23 protein-coding genes are annotated in these 19,852 nt (G+C 63.3%); 8 read left to right on the forward strand and 15 right to left on the reverse strand.

What is annotated here, in order from left to right:
* Positions 1 to 78: 78 nt before the first annotated feature.
* Entirely contained in the window at positions 79 to 396 is a 318-nt protein-coding gene (locus tag VMF11_12850; GenBank protein ID HTU71191.1) for a hypothetical protein, read from the forward strand.
* A 20-nt stretch (positions 397 to 416) separates the two neighbouring features.
* On the opposite strand, the gene VMF11_12855 is transcribed toward VMF11_12850, so the two are convergent.
* From VMF11_12855 to queD, 5 genes are read right to left on the reverse strand one after another with little or no spacing between them, the layout of a single operon-like run.
* Complete coding sequence (locus tag VMF11_12855) at positions 417 to 1,640, reverse strand: DUF1343 domain-containing protein (GenBank protein ID HTU71192.1); 1,224 nt, start codon at positions 1,638 to 1,640, stop codon at positions 417 to 419.
* Positions 1,615 to 2,466 (reverse strand): 1,4-dihydroxy-6-naphthoate synthase, encoded by an 852-nt coding sequence (locus tag VMF11_12860; protein HTU71193.1) that lies wholly within the window; start codon positions 2,464 to 2,466, stop codon positions 1,615 to 1,617. Before VMF11_12860 ends, VMF11_12855 begins: the two co-directional genes overlap by 26 nt.
* Entirely contained in the window at positions 2,456 to 3,073 is a 618-nt protein-coding gene (mqnB, locus tag VMF11_12865) for a futalosine hydrolase (GenBank protein ID HTU71194.1), read from the reverse strand. The genes VMF11_12860 and mqnB overlap by 11 nt, the downstream gene beginning before the upstream one ends.
* Positions 3,070 to 3,645, reverse strand: a complete 576-nt coding sequence (locus tag VMF11_12870; GenBank protein ID HTU71195.1) for a 7-carboxy-7-deazaguanine synthase QueE — start codon at positions 3,643 to 3,645, stop codon at positions 3,070 to 3,072. The genes mqnB and VMF11_12870 overlap by 4 nt, the downstream gene beginning before the upstream one ends.
* Before the next feature lie 6 nt (positions 3,646 to 3,651).
* Positions 3,652 to 4,026, reverse strand: coding sequence for a 6-carboxytetrahydropterin synthase QueD (gene queD, locus VMF11_12875; GenBank protein ID HTU71196.1), 375 nt, complete (start codon positions 4,024 to 4,026; stop codon positions 3,652 to 3,654).
* A 47-nt stretch (positions 4,027 to 4,073) separates the two neighbouring features.
* Between queD and VMF11_12880 the strand changes: the two genes are divergently transcribed.
* Genes VMF11_12880 through VMF11_12890 form a run of 3 tightly spaced genes read left to right on the forward strand, consistent with a single transcriptional unit; the run spans position 4,074 to position 6,624 of the window.
* The gene (locus VMF11_12880) at positions 4,074 to 4,940 is read left to right on the forward strand and encodes a DUF4438 domain-containing protein (GenBank protein ID HTU71197.1); all 867 of its coding nucleotides are present in this window, start codon (positions 4,074 to 4,076) and stop codon (positions 4,938 to 4,940) included.
* A gap of 48 nt (positions 4,941 to 4,988) precedes the next feature.
* Positions 4,989 to 5,543, forward strand: coding sequence for a sigma-70 family RNA polymerase sigma factor (locus VMF11_12885; GenBank protein ID HTU71198.1), 555 nt, complete (start codon positions 4,989 to 4,991; stop codon positions 5,541 to 5,543).
* Complete coding sequence (locus VMF11_12890; GenBank protein HTU71199.1) at positions 5,533 to 6,624, forward strand: hypothetical protein; 1,092 nt, start codon at positions 5,533 to 5,535, stop codon at positions 6,622 to 6,624. Before VMF11_12885 ends, VMF11_12890 begins: the two co-directional genes overlap by 11 nt.
* Positions 6,625 to 6,634: 10 nt before the next feature.
* On the opposite strand, the gene VMF11_12895 is transcribed toward VMF11_12890, so the two are convergent.
* Genes VMF11_12895 through VMF11_12930 form a run of 8 tightly spaced genes read right to left on the reverse strand, consistent with a single transcriptional unit; the run spans position 6,635 to position 14,988 of the window.
* Positions 6,635 to 8,131: a hypothetical protein gene (locus VMF11_12895; GenBank protein HTU71200.1), complete on the reverse strand. Its 1,497-nt coding sequence runs from the start codon at positions 8,129 to 8,131 to the stop codon at positions 6,635 to 6,637.
* Positions 8,128 to 8,952 carry a phosphotransferase gene (locus tag VMF11_12900; GenBank protein ID HTU71201.1) on the reverse strand — a complete coding sequence of 275 codons (825 nt, stop codon included), beginning with the start codon at positions 8,950 to 8,952 and terminating at the stop codon, positions 8,128 to 8,130. The genes VMF11_12895 and VMF11_12900 overlap by 4 nt, the downstream gene beginning before the upstream one ends.
* A gap of 6 nt (positions 8,953 to 8,958) precedes the next feature.
* Positions 8,959 to 10,137 carry an aminotransferase class I/II-fold pyridoxal phosphate-dependent enzyme gene (locus VMF11_12905; GenBank protein ID HTU71202.1) on the reverse strand — a complete coding sequence of 393 codons (1,179 nt, stop codon included), beginning with the start codon at positions 10,135 to 10,137 and terminating at the stop codon, positions 8,959 to 8,961.
* Between the two features lie 7 nt (positions 10,138 to 10,144).
* Entirely contained in the window at positions 10,145 to 10,852 is a 708-nt protein-coding gene (locus VMF11_12910; protein ID HTU71203.1) for a DUF4097 family beta strand repeat-containing protein, read from the reverse strand.
* A gap of 40 nt (positions 10,853 to 10,892) precedes the next feature.
* Positions 10,893 to 11,558 carry a hypothetical protein gene (locus VMF11_12915; protein ID HTU71204.1) on the reverse strand — a complete coding sequence of 222 codons (666 nt, stop codon included), beginning with the start codon at positions 11,556 to 11,558 and terminating at the stop codon, positions 10,893 to 10,895.
* Entirely contained in the window at positions 11,558 to 12,970 is a 1,413-nt protein-coding gene (locus tag VMF11_12920) for a dihydrolipoamide acetyltransferase family protein (GenBank protein HTU71205.1), read from the reverse strand. Before VMF11_12920 ends, VMF11_12915 begins: the two co-directional genes overlap by 1 nt.
* Entirely contained in the window at positions 12,971 to 13,981 is a 1,011-nt protein-coding gene (locus tag VMF11_12925) for an alpha-ketoacid dehydrogenase subunit beta (GenBank protein ID HTU71206.1), read from the reverse strand.
* Entirely contained in the window at positions 13,963 to 14,988 is a 1,026-nt protein-coding gene (locus tag VMF11_12930) for a thiamine pyrophosphate-dependent dehydrogenase E1 component subunit alpha (protein HTU71207.1), read from the reverse strand. The genes VMF11_12925 and VMF11_12930 overlap by 19 nt, the downstream gene beginning before the upstream one ends.
* Positions 14,989 to 15,097: 109 nt before the next feature.
* Here VMF11_12930 and VMF11_12935 point away from each other — a divergent pair, with 109 nt between their 5' ends.
* The 3 genes from VMF11_12935 to VMF11_12945 are packed head-to-tail and all read left to right on the forward strand — an operon-like array spanning position 15,098 to position 18,001.
* Positions 15,098 to 15,946 (forward strand): hypothetical protein, encoded by an 849-nt coding sequence (locus VMF11_12935; protein ID HTU71208.1) that lies wholly within the window; start codon positions 15,098 to 15,100, stop codon positions 15,944 to 15,946.
* Entirely contained in the window at positions 15,943 to 16,800 is an 858-nt protein-coding gene (locus tag VMF11_12940) for an energy transducer TonB (GenBank protein HTU71209.1), read from the forward strand. The genes VMF11_12935 and VMF11_12940 overlap by 4 nt, the downstream gene beginning before the upstream one ends.
* 37 nt (positions 16,801 to 16,837) lie before the next feature.
* Entirely contained in the window at positions 16,838 to 18,001 is a 1,164-nt protein-coding gene (locus VMF11_12945) for a M20 family metallopeptidase (GenBank protein ID HTU71210.1), read from the forward strand.
* 17 nt (positions 18,002 to 18,018) lie between these two features.
* On the opposite strand, the gene VMF11_12950 is transcribed toward VMF11_12945, so the two are convergent.
* Together VMF11_12950 and VMF11_12955 are read right to left on the reverse strand one after the other, a co-directional pair.
* Positions 18,019 to 18,246: a hypothetical protein gene (locus VMF11_12950; GenBank protein HTU71211.1), complete on the reverse strand. Its 228-nt coding sequence runs from the start codon at positions 18,244 to 18,246 to the stop codon at positions 18,019 to 18,021.
* Positions 18,243 to 18,590, reverse strand: coding sequence for a hypothetical protein (locus VMF11_12955; GenBank protein HTU71212.1), 348 nt, complete (start codon positions 18,588 to 18,590; stop codon positions 18,243 to 18,245). Before VMF11_12955 ends, VMF11_12950 begins: the two co-directional genes overlap by 4 nt.
* A gap of 10 nt (positions 18,591 to 18,600) precedes the next feature.
* Between VMF11_12955 and VMF11_12960 the strand changes: the two genes are divergently transcribed.
* Positions 18,601 to 19,839: an FAD-dependent oxidoreductase gene (locus VMF11_12960; protein ID HTU71213.1), complete on the forward strand. Its 1,239-nt coding sequence runs from the start codon at positions 18,601 to 18,603 to the stop codon at positions 19,837 to 19,839.
* Positions 19,840 to 19,852: the final 13 nt, after the last annotated feature.

The following is a 19,852-nucleotide window of genomic DNA, read 5'->3' on the forward strand; positions in this document are numbered from 1 at the left end:
TTGTATAGTCCAGACCCCCGACGCTTTACCGGGTGGCTAATGCCGCACAGGGCGTGGTCATCGTACGATCAGAGCACGATGACACAGCATAACCTCGCGTTCATCACGGGTCATGCACGCGGGAGCGAACCGTTGGAAGCGGTGCTGCTCTCGCAGATCGAGCGTTTCGTGGCGTTGGGCCGGCGCAACATCGTCATCGTCATGGACACGTTCCCCAATCTCGAGGAAGCAACGATCGCGGCGCTGCAGGGGCTGCTGCGCCGCGCATCGGAGCTGGAAGCTCGCGTTACCTGCGTCGCGCTGGAGGAGCGCATTCAGACCGCGCTGCGCGCGATCCCGCTTGCGCAAGCGCTTACGATCATCAGCCGCGTCGACGAGCTGCCCGGCGCGGCTTAGCCCTTAGCCGCATCGCGCGGCTAATACAGAAGATATTTCGCGCGGACGGTACGGAATTCGTCGAGACGCGGAATCCATTCGCCGATGATGTCCTGGGCGCTCTTGCCGCTCGTGAGACCCGTGCGCAGCGAACTCGTGCCCCAATCGCGATCGAGCGCTGCCGGCTGGCGGATATCGATCGCGTGCGGGGCGGTCTCGCGAACGGCGCAGAGCAGTTCCACCGCGCTGCGCACCGCCTGAAACGTGCGCGGATCGAAGACCACCAGCTCGACCCCGCTCAGTTCTTTGTCTTTCCAAAACCCGGCGATCGGCGACCACGATGCTGCGCGGAAATACACGCCGGGTAAGTCGCGCGCATTCAAGTACTCCGCGAGCGCATCACGGTCGAGTTCGTACGCGCCGGCGTAGAAGAAAGGCTTGGTCGTGCCGACGCCGCCGTTGACGCCGGCGTTGTCGATCAGGCCGGTGCACAAGTACACGAACGTCGTTTGCCAGGTCGGAATGTTCGGCGAACTCTGGATCCATTGCAGCCCGGTGTCGGGCCAGGTCATCGAGCGGCCGTACCCGCGCATCGCAATCACCCGCAGCTTTGCGCCGATGCCGAAGCGTTCGTTGAAAAGGCGCGCCAGCTCGCCGACGGTCATGCCGTGGCGCATCGCGATCGGATAGAGCCCGATGAACGATTCCTCGTCGGGTTCGAGCACGGGGCCTTCGACGATCGCGCCGCCGACCGGATTGGGACGGTCGAGCACCCAGAATTCTTTATCCTGCGCGGCTGCGCTCTGCATCGCGTACGCCATCGTGGAGATGAAGGTATACGCGCGCGAACCGACGTCCTGGATGTCGAAGAGCAGCACGTCGACGTCGCGGAGCATCGCTTCGCTGGGGTGACGCGTGGGGCCGTAGAGACTATAGACCGGCAGCCTGGTCGCCGGGTCGACGTATGACGGCACGTAGGCGCCGGCCGTGCGGTCGCCGCGAAAGCCGTGCTCGGGCGCGTAGATCGCGGTGAGGTGAATTGCCGGATTGCGGCGGATCGCGTCGACCAGCGATTGCAAGCGCGACGTAACGCCGGTCTGGTTGGTGATGACGCCGACGCGCCGCGACCCCAGCTCGCGCCAGGCTTGCGAAAGGAACACCTCATCGCCGAGCGTGACGTTCGCGGCCGGCAGCGGTGCGGCGCGCAGCCCGCCGGGAATCGCGCACAGCGCACCCAAGCTAGCGAGAAAAGATCGGCGCCGCATCGGACTCCAGAATTCCCGCCGCACGCGCTCGGGCGAAGAGCTCTCCTACGGCGGCGATGCCGTCGTCTGCGAGATCGTCGCTGTACTCGTTCACGTAGAGGCCGATGTGTTTACGCATCACCGATTCGCTCATTTCAAAAGCGTGCGCGCGTACGAACGGCATGATGGCCGCTTCGTTCGTCCGCGCAAATCGCAGGCTCGCGCGGATCGCCTCGTCGATAGCACGCATGCGCTCCTCGCCCAAGTCGTTACGCGCGAGGATCGCGCCCAGCGGAATCGGCATTCCGGTTGCCGCCTCCCACCATGCGCCGAGATCGGCAACGCTCACCAGACCGGCCTGCGCGTAGGTGAAGCGGGATTCATGAATGATGAGACCCGCATCGACGTCGCCGCGCGCGACTGCCGGAATGATGTGATCGAAGCGCATCTGCGTGGTACGAGGGCGCGTGCCCAGCGCGAGCCGCAGCAGCACGAACGCCGTGGTGCGCTCGCCGGGGATGGCCACGCGAAGCCCGCGCACGGCCTCGAGCGAGCTTGCGACGCCGGGACGCGTCACGACGAGCGGTCCACATCCGCGTCCGAGTGCGCCTCCCGCGCGCAGGATGCGATAGTTGCGCATGAGATAGGGAATCGCGCCGTAACTCACTTTGGTCAGTTCGTGTTCGGCGCGAGCGGCCGCCGCGTTGAGTTCCTCGATGTCGGCAAAATGCACGCGCACCGGCGGCGCGTTCTCCAACAACCCATTGGTGAGCGCAGCAAAAATGTACGTGTCGTTCGGACACGGTGAGTAGGCCAGCGTGTGCGTGCGTATTCCGCTACTCTGCATGCGCCGGTGCGGTATGGAGGAGATCGAGAGTGGCGTTGAGCACGCGGCGCAGGCCGGCGAGGCCGGCTTCGAAGTCCCATTCACCCTTGGACCGATCGCCTACGATGTTTGAGATGCCTCGAACCTCGATCGCCGGAATTCCCGCAAGTTGCGCAGCCCGCAGAACGGCGAAGCCTTCCATCGATTCGATTTCTGCGCCGCGCGCCCGCAAACGCTGTGCCGTCGCGTCGGTGGTGGTGACTTGCGAGACGGTGATGCCGCGCACCAGCGGAAAGCCGAGTCCGCTGATCGCCTCGATGAGCGGCGCGTCCGATGGTATGCGTTCCGCGAGGAGGTTGCCAAACGGCAGCACCAGCGGCGCACCGCTTTCCAGTTGCAACTCGTACAACTCCTCGCCCACGACGACGCCGTCGCCGACGTGTGCCACGCCGGCGAAGGCACCGGCGATGCCGGCGTTGACGAGCATGTCGTACTGCTGCTCCGCGAGTGCGCGCGCAACGCGCGCCGCCGCGTCGACCGGCCCGATACCGCAGGTCAGGGTTTCAACGCCGGCGCGGGGTCCCAGCCAGTCAAGTTCTTGCGCGGTCGCGCTGACCAATAGAATCATCGTACCCCGATCATCTTATGCGTTTGGAGAGAGAGACGAAAGCGCTTCGGATGCGATTTGGCGTATTCGAGCGCGAGCTCGATGTTCTTGCGTTTGTTGCCTTCGGGCTGGAGCAAAATAACGGGCTTATCGGCGAAGAGCGCGAGATGCTCTTCGGGAACGCGCTCGTCGACGATGAGCTTGGCTTCGTCGGCGCGCACCGCCATGCGCGGATCGACGCGCTCCTTCGGGGAGACGCAGAGCCAGACGTCGCTCGGTAATTCGGTGAAGATCGTGCCGTTCGACTCGATGTGCACGCGCCGACCGTCGCGCCGCAGCGCCTCGATCAGCGCGGGGACATCGGCTTGCGCGAGCGGCTCACCGCCGGTGAGGATCACCATCGGGCACTCCCCGCCGGCGTCGCGAACCATCGCGATCACCTCGTCGACGCCGGCCAAGAATTTCAGCGAGTAATCGGTGTCGCAAAAATCGCAGGCGAGGTTGCATCCGGCGAGACGCACGAACACCGCCGGCGTACCGCTCCAGGTCCCTTCTCCTTGGATGCTGTAGAAAATCTCGGAGAGCTGCAGCACGCGACGCTATTCTCCCGGTCCGAAATCGGACCGACGCAGCACCGCGCAGCTCGTCCCGGTCTCCCAAAGCACGAGTTCGTCGAGTCCGCGCAGCTCTGGTTCGAGACGCCGCCAGATCCACATGACGATGCGTTCGGCGGTCGGATTCTCGAGGAAATCGTTGAGATTTTGGTGATCGAGCGGGTCGATCACTTCGCTGCGAACGATGCGTTTGAGGACGTCGAAATCCTCGATCATGCCGCGCCCCGGACCATCCGATTGTAAAGGACCGCGTACGGCGACCTCTAAGCGATAGGAATGTCCGTGCAAACGGGCACATTTACCGGGATGGAACGGAAGTACGTGAGCCGCCTCGAAGCGGAAGTGCTTTCGGATCTGCATAAGAGAAGACGTGATCGGGTGGTTCGCGCCCGCGGGGAGCGAGTCCGTTGACCTTACGCATCAATCGCGAGGAGCTGGTGGTCTGCGCCGTTACCGGCGAGATTGCGCCCATGCTCGTCAATAGCGGGCTCTACGACGTCAGTTTCGAGGGGCAGCCGCTTATCGTGCCCTCGGTCGGGGGCATTACACCGAACGTGCGAATCGGCGATTCCGCCTTCGCCTTCATGGCCGACCACATCGAACCGGCGGTCAGCGTCAAGCATCCGGACGAGCGCCAGAATACCACGCTCAACGTGCTTTCCTGCATCGGAAACGAGGCCGTGGTTACGTCGGGTGACGCCAAAGGCGAACGCGGACGCGTTACCGGTAAACATGGCGGCGTCGAACATTTGATCGTCGATTTCAGCCCCGAGGTGATGCGCCGAATGACGATCGGCGATCGGATCACCGTGTGGTCGTGCGGGCTCGGCATGCGCCTTCTCGATCTTCCCGACGTGCGCGTGTTCAATTTGGATCCCGAGCTCGTGCCGCGTATGGGCATGGAAATCGCCGGCGGGCGGCTGCGGGTGCGTGTGGCGCGCATGGCGCCGGCTGCGGTGATGGGCTCGGGCTTGGGACGTTCGACCGTGGTGCGCGGTGATTACGACATCCAAACGTTCGACGATGAGTCGGCAAAGAAGTACGGGCTGCGCGATCTGCGGCTGGGCGACGTCGTCGCGATCGTCGACGCCGACAACTCGTACGGCCGTATCTACCGGACCGGCGCGATCTCGGTCGGCGTCGTCGCGCACGGAAGGTCGTTCATGGCCGGGCACGGGCCGGGCATTACGACGATTCTCACCTCGTCGAAGGGCGAGATCGACATCGAAGTCGACCAGTCCGCCAATCTTGCAAATTATTTGCGAACATTTTGAGGGCGGCTGGCCCTCTCTAGGATAGAACGATTCCGAGGGAGGGACCTGATGGAGCACTGGGCGCCCGGCGAGATGGTGTCGGCCGCCATGAGCGGCGGTGAAGCCGAGAGAGAACGCCTCATCGCCGCGATCTGGCCGCGCTGCTTTCGCCTCGCGCTCACGGTGATCGGCGATCGCGATCTCGCGCAGGACGCCGCTCAAGAAGCCTGCGTGATCGTCCATCGGAAGCTGCGCGGTCTTCGCAGCGCGCAGTCTTTCGAAAGCTGGCTGTATCGCATCGTGATGCGCGAGGCATCCCGAGCACGCCGGCGGAATCGCCCGGCCGATGTTCGCGGATACGAAGAATTCCGGGGAGAGGAGCCGGCGGCCGCGATCGACGTGTGGAGCGCACTCGCCCGTTTGGCGCCCGAGCTTCGGGACGTGACGGTGCTGTTCTATTTCCGCGATCTAAAGAGCGATGAGATCGCTTCGATCTTGCGTATACCGCACGCCACCGTGCGAACGCGTCTGGGCCGCGCGCGCGAACGGCTGCGGGCGATCCTTGGCAACTACCTGGATGATCCCAACAGCGAAGCCCGAGAGGTAAAGCAGCATGCACTTTGATTTCGGCGCCGCCGGAAAATCGGCGATGGAGCAGATTCGCGTTCCGGAACTCTCGATCGATCTGGTGCGGATGCGTTCCCGCGAGAGATCGCAGCGTGGTCGCATGCGCGCGCTGCTACTGTACGCGCTCGTCAGCGTATCGCTTATCGGTGTGGGGACAGGGCTGGCGGCTCGATTCTACAACGGCGTGCACATGTGGTTCTACGGCGACAAATTCGCAATAGCCGTGAACTCGCTCGTCATCCAACACAATCCGACGCTGGAGGACCTCCGCGCCGTTGTGAATCGGGCAGCATTCCCGGTCGTGTTGCCGGTCGGCATGCCGTCCGGCACGCGCATCGACCGGATCATGTACGCACCGCTCAATCATCCGAATTCGATCACCATCATATATGGCAATGCGCGCATGAACACCCACTTTGGCATTTCGCTCTTCGACTCCGTTGCGGTCACGAATGGCACGACGGGCTTACCTTCAGGCCTGACGAGCATGGTTCATCCCGCGTCGACGCTCCATGTGTGGACCGTGGGAAAGGAGACCGTTGTGGCGGGTAGACAAGCAGCTCAACCAACGCAAATCGATGAAATCGAGGGTTCGATGATGAGGACATCTCCGCGGGCGAGCCTCGAGGCAACGGAGCCGATGCTCCGGAGCATCATCGTGGAAGGCGGACCAGGTGCGGTCGCTGATGCAGTCGAGCGGTATGCTCCCCGAGGGTACCGCAGCGTTCTCCTCGATCGCAAGTATATCGGCTGGATCCCTTGGCTTGCGAAGCGCGAGAAACCCGGACCCGATTCGCGGATGGCGATTCTAACCGCGATTCCGACGGTACACGGTCAGCCGGACTACATGAAGGCCACGGTCCATTGGCCCAACAAGATCATGCCGAAGTTGGGCGTACGAGCCGTCCGGGCATTCCTGCAGGCTACTCATACCGGGCCGGCGTGCCGGTGCGAGTTGCTGTACTACCGTCCGAATCGTGCGACGTTCGCAATCTGGAAGGTCTCCGTTCTCGATCCGAACCGTGTAGCAAAATTCGTCGTCGACGCGAAGACGCTCGCAGTGAGAGCCGAGCGCTGAGCGCCTCGGGCTACCAGTCGAAGTTTGCGATCGCGTTCCATTGATACGGCTGCGTGCCGTCCCAGTCGAAGAAACATTCTCCGATCGCGCCGGCGGCTTTGCTTGCCTCCAGGCTCGCCGTGATCTCATCGGCCGGCGGATATCCGTTGCGGCCGACCGCGGTCGTCTGTCCGCCGATCGAAATCGGAATCGAGCGGCCCGCGTCGGCGAGCAGCGTGGTGTAATCGCGCTCCATCATCGTGCGGATCAGCGCAGGAGAGAAGTCGGCGTGCCGCGTCATCATGCGCCAATAGGCCATCGGCTGCAGGACGCTCGCGTAGCGCGCGATCTCGCGGAACGGATACATCGATTCGTCGAGATGTTCGAAGAACGGATCCTCGACGGTAGCGACGATGAGATAGCGCGGCCCGACCGCTTCGCGTAGATACTTTTCATACATCCAGAGCGCGTCCAATCCGTTGGGATCGCCGCCCATGAAATCATCGCCGCGTTCGAGGTCGAGCGCGATGCCGCGCAGCGGCGTTCCACTCGCGGTTCGATATTCGATACTTCGCATCGAGGCGGAGAGATCTTCGAAGGTCACCTCACGCGGGACGGCCCAGCCGATCGGAACGATGCCGTGTGCGGCCAGGCCGTCGATGATCGCGTCGATCGTCGGCTTGGCGGCCGGCGGAATCAGCCACTGCGCGCCGTACGTGGTGCGCAATTCGACGTAATGCAAGCGCGCTTTGACCGCCTGGTCGACGATCGCGCTCGGATCGAGCTTGGCGTAATAGTTGTCGTCGAGCGGATTGACCGACCAATACAGCCACATTCCTTTGCCCGATGCAAACGCGTCGCCGGTCGGCACGAGCGGCGCGGGAACGGCGACCGCCGGGAGCTTGGAAACGTGCGCGCCTTGTGTCACCACGTAGCGATAGTGGCCGCCGGGGCGCACGGACGCATCGCGGAAGGTCGACGTGCCGGGCGGCAGCGTGGCCATCACGCGGCGCACGTCGCGCCCGTCGACGCGTACGATGCGCACGGCCTGCACCGCGCGCGGAAACCAGCCGATTTGAACCATGTGCGGGCCGAGCGCCGCCGCGACGACGCGCGGCTGCGGCCAGGAGCGCGTGTCGGTGCGCACCGTCACCGTGCCGAGCGCGGGCTCATTCGCGTGGATCCTCGCGACCACGGGACCCTCGGTGTCGACCAGTACGATCGCGGCCGGCGATCCGTAGCGCATGCGATTTTGCCATTGCACCCTACCGCGGTTCGCGCTCCAATCGAAATCGCTGTTCGCCAGGATCGTCGTCGGTTGACTCATCGCGTCGAAGAAGCGAGCAATCAGCAACAACCGTGCGTTACCGTCGGGATCGAAACCCTCGATCCGCGATTCGACGGTGAAGCGCGCCGCCGGGTTTCCGACGTAGACCGGCGTATCCGGCGTGATCGAGGGCGAGGGAGCAGGCTGGGCGGTCGTCTGTGCAACGAGTACGGCGAGCGCCGCAAAAAGCGAGCGAATCATGCCGTCGTATACTCCCGCGCCAGCTCGCAGGCTTGCTGCAAACGCGCGTCCCCGCGTGCGAGCGCGTACTCCAGTGCGAACCCGGCGTGATGCCGGGCGCGGTAGCGTGCGAACCGCCATGCGCGCTCGTCGACCTCGCCGTAGACCGCGAGGAAGTCGTCGTGGAAGCGCGCGGGAACCATCATGTGCACGGCTGCGAGGTCGACCGCGGGCAAACCCTCGTGCACGTCGCTCCAATCGATCACCGCGCACAGCCGGTGATGGTGGTCGAGCAGCAGATGCCGCGCATAGAGATCGCCGTGCACGACGCACGGCTTGCCGTCGAGGGGCGGTTCATCCACCTGCAGACGCGCCGGGTCCAGCCTTCCGATGTCATCACCGGCCAGCCCCAGATCGCGCAGCGGTCCCGGGTCGACGTCGTGGAGCCGGCGTAGAAACACGCCGAGGTCGTGGGCCAGGTGACGGCGGTCATCGTCGGAGAGGTCGCGCGAACACGCACTGGCGCCGAGCAGCAATTCGTATCCCCCGAACTGCCAGGGATACTCATCGCTCGGTGTGCCGGCGTAAACCGGCCGCGGAATCGGGGGCGCGACCTTCGGCGCAAGCACCGGCAAGATCGCCAACTCCTTGGTCATCAGCGGCGCCGCGATCGTGCGCCGCGGAAAACGAAAGACGAGATGCTCTTCGACCAAATACGCGGCATTGTCCCAACCCGAGCCGATGCGACGCATCGAGGCGCGCGCGAGTTGTGGAAACTGCGCGCCGATCAGACGCCGGGCGAGAACTTCGTCGACGTCGATCTCGGCTTCCCAGGGCTTCATCTTTTTTTATGCGCCCTCGAGCGCGTGCTGCAGGTCGGCGATGAGATCCTGCGGACGCTCGACGCCGATCGAGAGGCGCAGGAGCGAGGGAATGATGCCCATTTCGCGCGCATTCTCGGCGTTGCTCGAGCCGGGCCACATTGCCGCCGGCTGCGCGACCAGCGACTCGACTCCGCCCAAGCTCGCCGCCGAGTTGAAGAGCTGCAAGCGGTCGATCACACGTCGTGCGTCGTCGAAGGAACCGTCGATCTCGATGCTGACCAACCCGCCGAAGCCGCGCATCTGCCGTGCGGCGATCGCGTGTCCGGGATGCGACTCCAATCCCGGATAATAGACGCGCACGACGCGCGGATGGGATTCCATCGCGCGCGCGACGGCGAGCGCATTGGCGTTGTGCCGTTCGACACGCATCTCGAGCGTGCGCAGGCCGCGCAGGAGCAGCCATGCCTCGAAAGGGCCGAGCGAAGCTCCCAAGATATGATGCACGTCCCAGATGCGCGCGATCAGCTCGCGCGAAGAGATGACGGCGCCCGCGATCAGGTCGGAGTGACCGCCGAGATATTTCGTCGCACTGTGCAAGACGATGTCGGCGCCGAAGTCGAGCGGCCGAGTGTTGACCGGCGTCGCGATCGTGCTGTCGATGCTCACCAATGCGCCGCCTTCGTGCGCAATGCCGGCGACCGCTGCGACGTCGGTGACGCCGAGGAGGGGATTGCTCGGCGATTCCAGCATGATCAGCCGCGTGTTGGGGCGCATCGCTGCAGCGAACGCCGTCACGTCGTCCTGCGGCACGAACGTCACCGCGACGCCGTAGCGCCCGAGGATATCGCTCAGCAGCGCCCGCGTGCCGTCGTAGATCACGCGCTGGGCGATTACGTGATCGCCGGCGCTGGTCAGAGCAATCGCCGTCGAGGCGATCGCGCCCATACCCGACGCGCTGACCATGGCCGCCTCGCCGCCTTCGATCGAGGCCAGGATGCGTTCGACCGCGCCGTGGTTGGGATTCCCGTACCGCGTATAGAACCGTTCGAACGTCGGCGTGCGAGCTGCCTGCGCCATCGATTCGGCGTCGCCGAACGCGAAGCTCGAGGTTTGGTAGATGGGCGGCGTTACACCCGCGCCGGCAGCCGCGCTGCGGTCGCCGTGGACGAGTTGCGTTTCGATGCCGAGCTCCGGGCGGTCCATGCTCGCGCTATTCGCGGTCGATCGCGATAGCGCCCGTTGCAATCGTGAGGTCGATTGACGCCGTTCCCTTGCCGATCGTTCCCTGCGCGTTCGAACCGACCGTGCTGCGGGTGATCGAAAGCGGAAAATCGGATTTGATCGCGCCGACCGACGTCGAGGCCGTAACGGCGGCGTCAGTGTTACGCGGTAGGTTCAGACGGATCGCGCCGACGCTGACGTCGAGCTTGATGTGCTGTGAGGATCCGGCAGAGGCCATCGAGACTTCCATCGCGCCCGTGCTGGTCGACGCGTCGAGGTTTGCGGCGAAGCCGGAGGATTTGATCGCACCAACGCTTTCGTCGAGATTCAGGTTGGTGTCGGCAGGGGCATGAATCGTGTAGTCGACCTTGCGGCCTCCCGCGTTGCTGCCGAGGTCGGAGGCGATCACCAGCGTCGATCCGCTGTGCGTCACGGTGATGGTAATGGCGTGGACGTCGTCGAGGGTGTTCCCGCGTTTGCTCGCATCGATCTGCACGCCGGGCTTATTCCAAGCGTCGATCGTGATTTGTCCGACCGGATTGTGCACCTCGATCGTAGCCGGAGCCCGGTTAAACGAGGTGTGATAATCCGCGCTCACCTCGTCGCCGAAAACCGCGCCGATGCAGCCGCCGAGCGGCAAGAGGGCAAAGGCCGTCAATGCCGCGTAGATCGTCAAAAACCGTCTTGGCTTCTTCATATCGGAGAATACGTTTGACGGCCCCGGCCTGTTTCATCGTTTAGGGTTGCGCGAAGGCGACGATCTGGTGATTGTCGCGGTGGCTGGTCCAGAAGCGGGTTCCGTCGTAGGTGAGCCCGCGGGCATCGAACGGAATCGACGCGATGACGCTCACGTGCTCTTTTTCGCTGCGGGCGTCGAGCTTCCAAAATTCGAGATCCTCGAACTCTTCATCGCCGGTAATCAGGTAGAAGCAGCCGTCGACGATCGTCATGCCGATCGGCGTGCGCGCGAGTGAAATCTCGCGTAGGATGTTGCCCTGGCCGTCGAGGGCGAGGATCTTGCGATAGTGCGCTTGCGAGAGGAAGAGGGTATCGCCGTCGAAGGCGACGTGCGAGCCGGTGAGATCCGGGCAAGCGATGCGATCGTTCTTGAATCCGTGGCCGGGAACGAAGCGATAGATGTAGCGATCCTGGTCCTTCTTTCCGTCCCGCTCGTTCTGACCGATTACGACCCGCAGCTCGTCGCCGAGCATCGTCATGCCGAACGGTCCGCCCGGCGCGGGCGATTCCTCGAAGACGGTCCACTTCTTCATATCGATTCCGTAGATGCGATGCGTCTCGCGACTTCCCATCCACAGCGTATTGCCGTCGACGGCAAGGCCAAGCGGTAAGGGCGCGGGCGAAGGCAGGCGCAAGAGTTCTTCGATAACGTGGGTCGTTTCCATTATAGTGTTGCTCCCTCGGCGGTCATGCGTTCGAGACGTTTTTTCAAGTCGGCCAGAAAGCCGCTCGCGACGTACCCGTCGACCACGCGGTGGTCGAGCGAAAGACACGAATTCATCACGTATCGCGGCGCGAACGAATCGTCGTCGCGCACGAGCAGGCGCTTTTCGACCGTCTCCATCGTGATGATACCGGCTTGACCTGCGTTTATGATGGGAGCCGACGCCCAAGATCCGTTCGTGCCGTTGTTGTTGACGGTAAAGGTTCCGCCGGCCAAATCGTCCGCGCTCAATTTCCCGCGGCGAGCTTTATCGATCATCGTGCCGGCGGCAAGTGCCAGACCCTTGATCGAAAGCTTGTCGGCGTTCTTGATGACCGGCACCACCAGCGTCGCCGGCAGTCCGATCGCGATCCCGATGTTCACGTCCTTGTTGACGTAGATTCCAGCTTGCCCTGAGCTTGTCGAAGGGGTAAACTTTGCGTTCATCAGCGGGTATGCCGCCAGCGATTCAACGACCGCACGGATGAAGAAGGGCAGTAACGTGAGTTTGTAGCCCGTCTCGCGCTCGAAGCGGTCCTTTTCGCGCGCGCGCCATTTCCACACTCCGGTAACGTCGATCGACGCCATCGTCCATGCGTGGGGCGCCGTTTGAACCGACTCGACCATGCGTTCGGCGATGATGCGACGTGCTTGAGTCAGTGGAACGAGCGTGCCTGGAATCGGTTCGGCATAGGTTGACGTACCGGACGCCGGCGCCGGAACGGTTGCGATCGCGTGACCGACGGCTGCGGAGGGCCCCATCCGCGCCGCGCTGAGCACGTCGTCGGCGGTGACGCGCCCGTTCGCGCCGCTTCCGCGCAACGTGCGAATGTCGATATGATGCTCGCGCGCGAGCTTGCGTACGGCGGGTGAGGCTTTACGCAGCGCGTCCTCTCCGGCCGCGTCGGGCTCGAGTCCGCCGGGCGCTCCGTACGAGCTCGGGATCACGCCTTCGCTGCCGCCGCGCGCCGAACGCCCGTTGGTCTGTGGCGGCGCGCTCGCGGGCTTGGCCGCCGCGGTTTCGAGCTGCGGAATGTTGAAGCCGGGAATCGGATCCTCTTGCACGCTGTTGGCCATCGCGGCGTGGGTCGCGGGAGGAGCGGACGCGGACTCGGGCGCGCGGGCGGCCGCCGCGCCGGCTTCCTCGATCACCGCGATCGCGGTGCCGATCGGCACGGTGTCGCCCTCTTTGACCAAGACTTCCTTGATGACACCGGTAACCGGCGAAGGAACTTCGGCGTTGACTTTATCGGTCGAAACTTCGAGAAAGGCTTCGTATTTCTCGACGGAGTCGCCGACTTTCTTCAGCCACTGCGCGACCGTGCCCTCGGTGACGGTCTCGCCGAGCTGCGGCATCGTAATTGTGGTTGCCATCTAAAACCTTACCATCTCTCGCATCGCGTCGGCCATCTTGGCGGGCGACGACATGAACTCGTGCTCGAGCGGCTCCGCATATCCCATCGCCGGAACGTCGGGCCCACACAGGCGCCGGATGGGAGCATCGAGCGCGAAGAGTGCTTCCTCGGCGACCATCGCCGAAATCTCGGCGCCGATACCGCCGAACTTATTGTCTTCGTGGATGATCAACAACTTGCGCGTCTTCTCCACGCTGTTCAGAATCGTCGCCCTGTCCATTGGCCGAATCGAGCGCAGATCGATCACTTCGACCGATATCCCTTCACTTTCGAGCGCGCTTGCCGCATCGAGTGCCCAGTGCACGTAGAGACCGTACGAGACGACGGTGAGTTGCGCGCCTTCTTTGACGACGTTGGCTTTGCCGATCGGAATGGTGTAATGACCGTCGGGGACCTCGCCCTTGACCAGACGGTAGGTTTTTTTGTGCTCGAGAAAGAGGACGGGATCGGGATCGTCGATGGCTGCGTTGAGCAGACCTTTGATATCGGCGGGGAACGCCGGCGCAACGATCTTCAATCCGGGCACGTGGTAGAAGAGGGCTTCGATCGAAACCGAGTGCGAGAGCGCCCCGCGCACGCCGCCGCCGTACGGCGTGCGGATCACCAGCGGACAGGTATATTCGCCGTTGCTGCGATAGCGCGTCTTGGCCGCCTCGCCCACGATCTGATTGAACGCCGGATAGATGAAGTCGGCGAACTGGATCTCGGCGATCGGGCGCAGGCCCTCCATCGCCATGCCAATTGCGATGCCGACGATCGAGGCTTCGGCGATCGGCGTATCGATCACGCGCTGCGGACCGAACTCGTTGACGAAGTCCTTGGTGATGAGGAACACGTTTCCGCGCGCGCCGACGTCTTCGCCCAGGATGATCGTGCGCTCGTCGTTCTTCATTGCTTCGTACAACGTTTCGCGTACGGCTTCGACGTTGCTCAGGACTTTCGATCCGGCGGTTACTGCCACGGTTGCCACGCTCCTTCGTACACGTTTGTATACAGATCCGAAGGCTCCGGGAACGGCATCGCCTCGGCCTTGTCGGTCGCCTCGTTCGTTTCGCGCAAGACCTCTTTCTTCAGCGTCGCGACGTCGGCTTCGGTTACGACGCCGGCGTCGACTAGCAACGCTTCGAAGCGCGGCACCGGATCGTCCTTTCGGTGCTCGGTGACCTCTTCGCGCGTGCGATACGTCATGTCGTTGTCGTCGGTCGAGTGCGCGAGGAAGCGGTAGCAGGTGCCTTCGAGCAGCGTCGGTCCGCCGCCCGAGCGTGCGCGCTCCATCGCTTCGTGAACGGCGGCGTAGCTCTCGATCGGATCGAAACCGTTGAAGCGCTTGCCCGGCATGCCGTAGCCGGCCGCGCGTTTCCAAATTTCGGGCTGAGCCATCTGCCGGTCCAGTGGCGTCGAGATTGCCCAAAAGTTGTTCTCGACCAGCATCACCAGCGGCAGTTTGTGGACGGCGGAGAAATTCATCGACTCGTGCCACTCGCCTTCGCTCGTCGTGCCGTCACCGCAGGTGACCAGCACGGCGCGTCCGCCCTGGCCGCGATACTGCAGCGCGTAAGCGGCGCCGACCGCGTGCGGGATGTGCGCCGCCAAAATCGACGAGAACGACAACAGGCCGGCGCGTTTGGATGAATAGTGGTTGGGAAATTGACGGCCGCCGTTGTGATCGGCGGCCCTTGCGAAGATCGAGAGCATGATTTCATACGGGCTGAGCCCGATACCGAGCGCCAGGCCGAGATCGCGGTAATAGGGTGCGAGAATGTCTTTGCCGCGCGCGAAGGCCATGGCAGCACCGGCTTGTAACGCTTCATGTCCCTCGCTGCCGAGTGCGAAGGGGACTTTCCCTTGCCGGTTGAGCTGGAAGCCGCGGTTATCGAGTTGCCGCTGCAGGAACATGTTGCGAAGCAGCTGCCGAAGCTGGTCGTCGCTAAGTCCACGACGATCCAGCCCCTTGGCCTTCGTGTCGGTTTTTGCCATGTCGGTGCCTTCGTTTGTCCGGGGAGCGCGCCCCTCCATAGTGCGAGTGGCTCAAGGGAAATCCTCTTGCGCAGGGCGCCCCGGGCGGAGCAGCGGAATCTGCGCCATCGTGAGTCGCTGGTTTCTCGTTCTCGGTTGCTTCGTTGTGCTCGCCGCAGCGTGTGCGGCGCGAGCTCAGGCGAACGTGGTTGAGTTGTGTCCGGCCGAGTTTGCCGGCTCACCGCAGGTCGTAGATGCTTCTGATCTCGGCGTGCAACTCGAGTCCGACGGTCCGCGCAGCGTTTCGGGTTCGCTCTTGATGCTGACGGCCACTGGTTGGTATCAGGCGGATTTTACATCGATCGCGTTGGCGCAGACGTCGGTCAAGGGGAATGACGGCGGCGTCATCTACACGCGCAACCCGTATCGCTCGGTTCCGGTGTATGTCGGTATCCCCAACGCCGCGTCGGTACTCGCGGTCTTCATTGCGCAAGCGCAAGCCGTCGATGATCCCGCTTTCGGCTGGGACAAGCGTGGGATGGTCGCTTGTGACCCGCCGTCCGATCCGCGACCGGGACGTCGCCCGAATCTGCGCGGCGAACCCGTCGTGACGCTTCCCCCGCCGGTCGCGTCGTCGCTCCGAATCGCCGCGCAGCCGATCGCGGCTCCACCGATATTGCGCGTCGACTGCGACAAGCCGTTTGCACCGCCAACCATGACCTCGCACCCGGATCTCGAAGTCGATCCAAACGATATCGGCGTGCGGGGCAGGTTCGTCGTGTATGTGCGCGTCGCGCTCTCCGAACACGGGGACGTGATCGACGCCTGGCCATACGTGAGTTCGGGATACAAGGTGTTTGACGATGGCGTTGTGGCATTCGCGCGGCGTGCCACGTATTCACCTGCACGCTCGTTCTGCATGCCGGTTCGAGGCTTTTATCTTTACCGCATGCAGATGGGAGACTATTACCGCCGGTGAAACGCCTTTGCATCGTCATCGCGTGTGTCCTCGCACTCGGAGCGGCTTGCGGCGCTCGCGCGCTCGCGCTCACGGAGTATTGTCCAGCGAGCGCGGGTGTCTTCACCGCGCTCGGCGGGGGACACGCAGACACGCTTTATTCCTACGACCTCCTTGCCGAAGGCGCCCGTAGCGTTCAGGGGACGGTATTGGTCGATACGAGTTCGGGTTGGTTCAAGGTAGAATTTCCGTCGACCGCTCTGACCGAATGGAAGTTCCACTACCAGGGCGAGTACGTGACGTTTTCGCGGTCGGCGTATGAGTCGGCGCCGCTCTATGTCCGGTTTCCGACACCAGTTACCATCATCTCATTTTTCGTTTCCGACGCGAGATCGGATGGCGATCAAAACTTCGGCTGGGACGAAAAGGGCGACGTTGCGTGTTCGCCGCCAGCCGGGCTCGAGACAGTCCAAAAGTTCCCTCCGATGCCGCTCCCGAAGGTGCTCAATCCGCGGACGGATCTTGCAGCGCCGCCTGCGCCCGATGCCTCGATCGCGATTGCATCGCCGACGACGGTGCCGGGCTCCGAATCCTGTTCTCAGCCGTTCACTGCCGCGACTGTTACAAAGGCCGCCGCCCTCTCCTATCCAGCGGAAGAACAATTCCGCAGCGTGAGCGCGATCGCGGTCGTGAAAGTTGCGGTCAACGGTAACGGTACGCTCGATGATGCATGGATATACTATCCATCGGGGTCACGATGGTTCGACCAGGCTGCGATCGATTCGGCTAGGAGTTCAAAGTACAAGGGTGGTACGGCGTTTTGTGAGCCGGCGAACGGGCTATATTTATTTCGCGCGACGTTCACTCCGAACTAGAAGAGGTAACACCCCGCTCTAGTAGGTAGAAGAGGGCATGATGACCCCTGCGCTCGACGTGCCGGTCGAGGAACTCGTTCGCTACCGCCGCCACTTTCACGCCAACCCGGAGCTTTCGATGGAAGAGCACGAAACGGCCGCGTTCATCGAGCGCGAGCTGCGCGCGTGTTCGTTCGACGAGATTCGCACCGGCGTCGGTAAAACGGGTATCCTCGCGACGCTGAAGGGCGGGCGCCCCGGTCCGGTGACGCTGCTGCGGGCCGACATGGACGGCTTGCCGATGGATGAAGCCGCCGACGTGCCCTACCGGTCCACGCGCAAAGGCGCGATGCACGCGTGCGGACACGACGGGCACATGGCGATTCTGCTGAGCGCCGCCCGCGCGCTGGCGCGTTCGCGCGAATCGGTCGCCGGAACGATCGTCTTCTGCTTTCAACCGGGCGAAGAGGGGCCGGCCGGCAACAAATTGATGATCGAGGACGGGGCGCTGGAGAATCCGCACGTCGATCGCTGCTTCGCGCTGCACCTGTATAGCGGTCTGGACGTCGGAAAGATCGGCGTGCGCGACGGCGCGTTCTTCGCCTCCTCCGATCGCTTCGAGTTGACGATCAAAGGGAGGGGCGGCCACGGTGCGATGCCGCAGACGTCAGTCGACCCGATCGTCGGCGCCGCGCAACTGGTCACGATGCTGCAGACGATTCCGAGCCGTGAGATCGCGCCCAAAGATCCCGTGGTCGTCACGGTGGGAACGCTGCACGCCGGCACGACCTTCAACGTGATACCCGACAATGCCGAACTGCTCGGCACGACGCGCGCCTTCAGCGACGAAGTGCGCCGTTCCATTCCCGAGCGCATGGAGCGGATGATCGAAGGCGTGTGCGATGCGATGCGGCTCGACTACACGTTCGAATATCTTTGGGGTTATCCGCCGACGGTCAACGATCCGGCGATGAACGAGATCGTGCGCGCCGCGGCCGCGCGCGCGATCGGTGCCGAGAACGTCGTCTATCCGCATGACGTCGTGATGTGGGCCGAGGACATGTCGTATATGATGGAAGAGCGGCCCGGGGCGTATTTCATCGTCGGCGTGCGTGGCCCTAAGCTCGGCCTCGAGCCCCAACACTCATCGCGCTATGATATCGACGAACGCGGCCTCGAGGTAGGGTTCAAAATGATGACCGAACTCGCACTGATCGGCTAGATTTGTACATCGCTCGATCATTCGTTTCGGAGGAATTTCTGGAGAAATTCCGAGCCCGATTTCATCGCCGCCTCGAGATTATCGAGCGCGGTTTTGGTTTGCTCGTTGGTCACGTCGGCGCTCTGCCGCGCCTGCTCGATGAGTGTTGCGCGCAGTTTGTCGCTCTCGCCGATCGCCTGCGCGATCTTGGCCTGCAACTCGCGCGCTTGTTCCATCGCTTTGGTCATGAAGTCGTCGGTGCTCATGACGGATCCTCGCTTTCGGTAACGGTCAGCACCCATCGGATTGCCCGCGCGTATTGGTCCAGCTCGCGCAGTGCCCGGTCGAACGCCCGGTAGGCGGCCTCCTCGTTCCACCGTTTACCCGTGCTCCGCGATAAATGTTTCCCGTAGCTGAGCGCCGCCTCCAGCTGCCGTTCGATGGCGGGCCACTCGTCGCGAAGCGCTCGCTCGGATGCGTCGCTCAGGCGATCGATCACCGGCGGCGCCGGGAGACTGGGATCGTGCATCGCGCATTCGAGCCGCACCAGCGCGTACTCGCTGCGCGCGGTGATGAACGAACCAAGGAGTTGCACGAGCCGAACGTCCATATATCTTATTATGCCGGTTTCCGATGTGCGACGCTATGTCATCGTGGGTAACGGCTTTGCCGGGACCACGGCCGCCGAGCAGCTGCGCAAGCACGACGACTCGTGCGAGATTACGCTATTCGGCGACGAGCCCTATCCACTATATAACCGTATCTCGCTGCCGCCGATGCTGCGCCGTCAGCTCCCGGAAGAAAAAGTGATGATGCGCAACCTCGCAGCGCACGAGGAGCACCGCATCGCCTTAAAGCTGGGAACGCGGGTCGAGGCGATCGATACCGAGGGACGCACCGTGCTGGCTGACGGCCACGAGTACCCCTTCGACGCACTGTTGATCGCGACCGGCGGGCGACCGAACCCAGCCCCGGCGCCGGGCGGCACGGGCGCGAGCAACGTTTTCAACTTCCAGTATCTGGACGACACGCGCGCGATCTCCGAGCAGATCGACCGCTCGAAGAGCGCGATCGCGATCGGCGGCTCGTTCATCGCCTACGAGCTTGCCGAGGCCTTCGCCTCGCGTAAGGTCGAGACGCATTGGATCATCCGTGGTCCGCACGTGCTGCACCGCCTGCTCGACGACGTCGCCGGCGAGTTCGTCGATGAAGCCGCGAAGAACGACGGCGTGCAAATGCACTACGGCGAGGAAGTCGAGGAATTCGTTCGCGACAACGGCGTGGTTACCAAAGTGCGGACCAAGAAGGGAACCGAGATCTCAGCCGATTGCTACGGTGTCGGATTCGGTCTGACGATGAACACCGAAATCGTCGATGGAACGCCGATCGAAGTGAGCAGAAACGGTATCCTGTGCAACGACCACCTCGAAACCAATATCCCCGGCATCTATGCCGCCGGAGACATCGCCGACTTCTACGATCCGATCCTCGAGATGCGCTACCGAATGGGTACGTGGAACAACGCCGGCGCGCACGGCAAGGTCGTGGCGCAGAACATGCTTGGCGGCAGCGAAAAATATCACGACGTTCCTGAATATTCATCGCTGCTCTTCAAAGGTCAGACGATCACGCAGTTCGGACTCTCGCCCGACCTGCAGCCGCAGCTCGAGGTCGCCCGCAAAGTCGATCGCGAGAAGCGCTGGTACCGCGCCTTATTCTTCTGGCAGGACCGTCTGGTCGGCGGGATCATGCTCGGCAAAGGCAACCGCGCCGGCAAACGCAAGTACGTCGAGGCGATCAAGAGTAAAGAGCGCTTTCCCAAACCCCAGTGGGAATCCATGCTCGACTGGACGGCCTAACCTTGTCATCCCG

It is taken from the genome of Candidatus Baltobacteraceae bacterium (genome assembly GCA_035502855.1).
GTDB lineage: Bacteria > Vulcanimicrobiota > Vulcanimicrobiia > Vulcanimicrobiales > Vulcanimicrobiaceae > Aquilonibacter.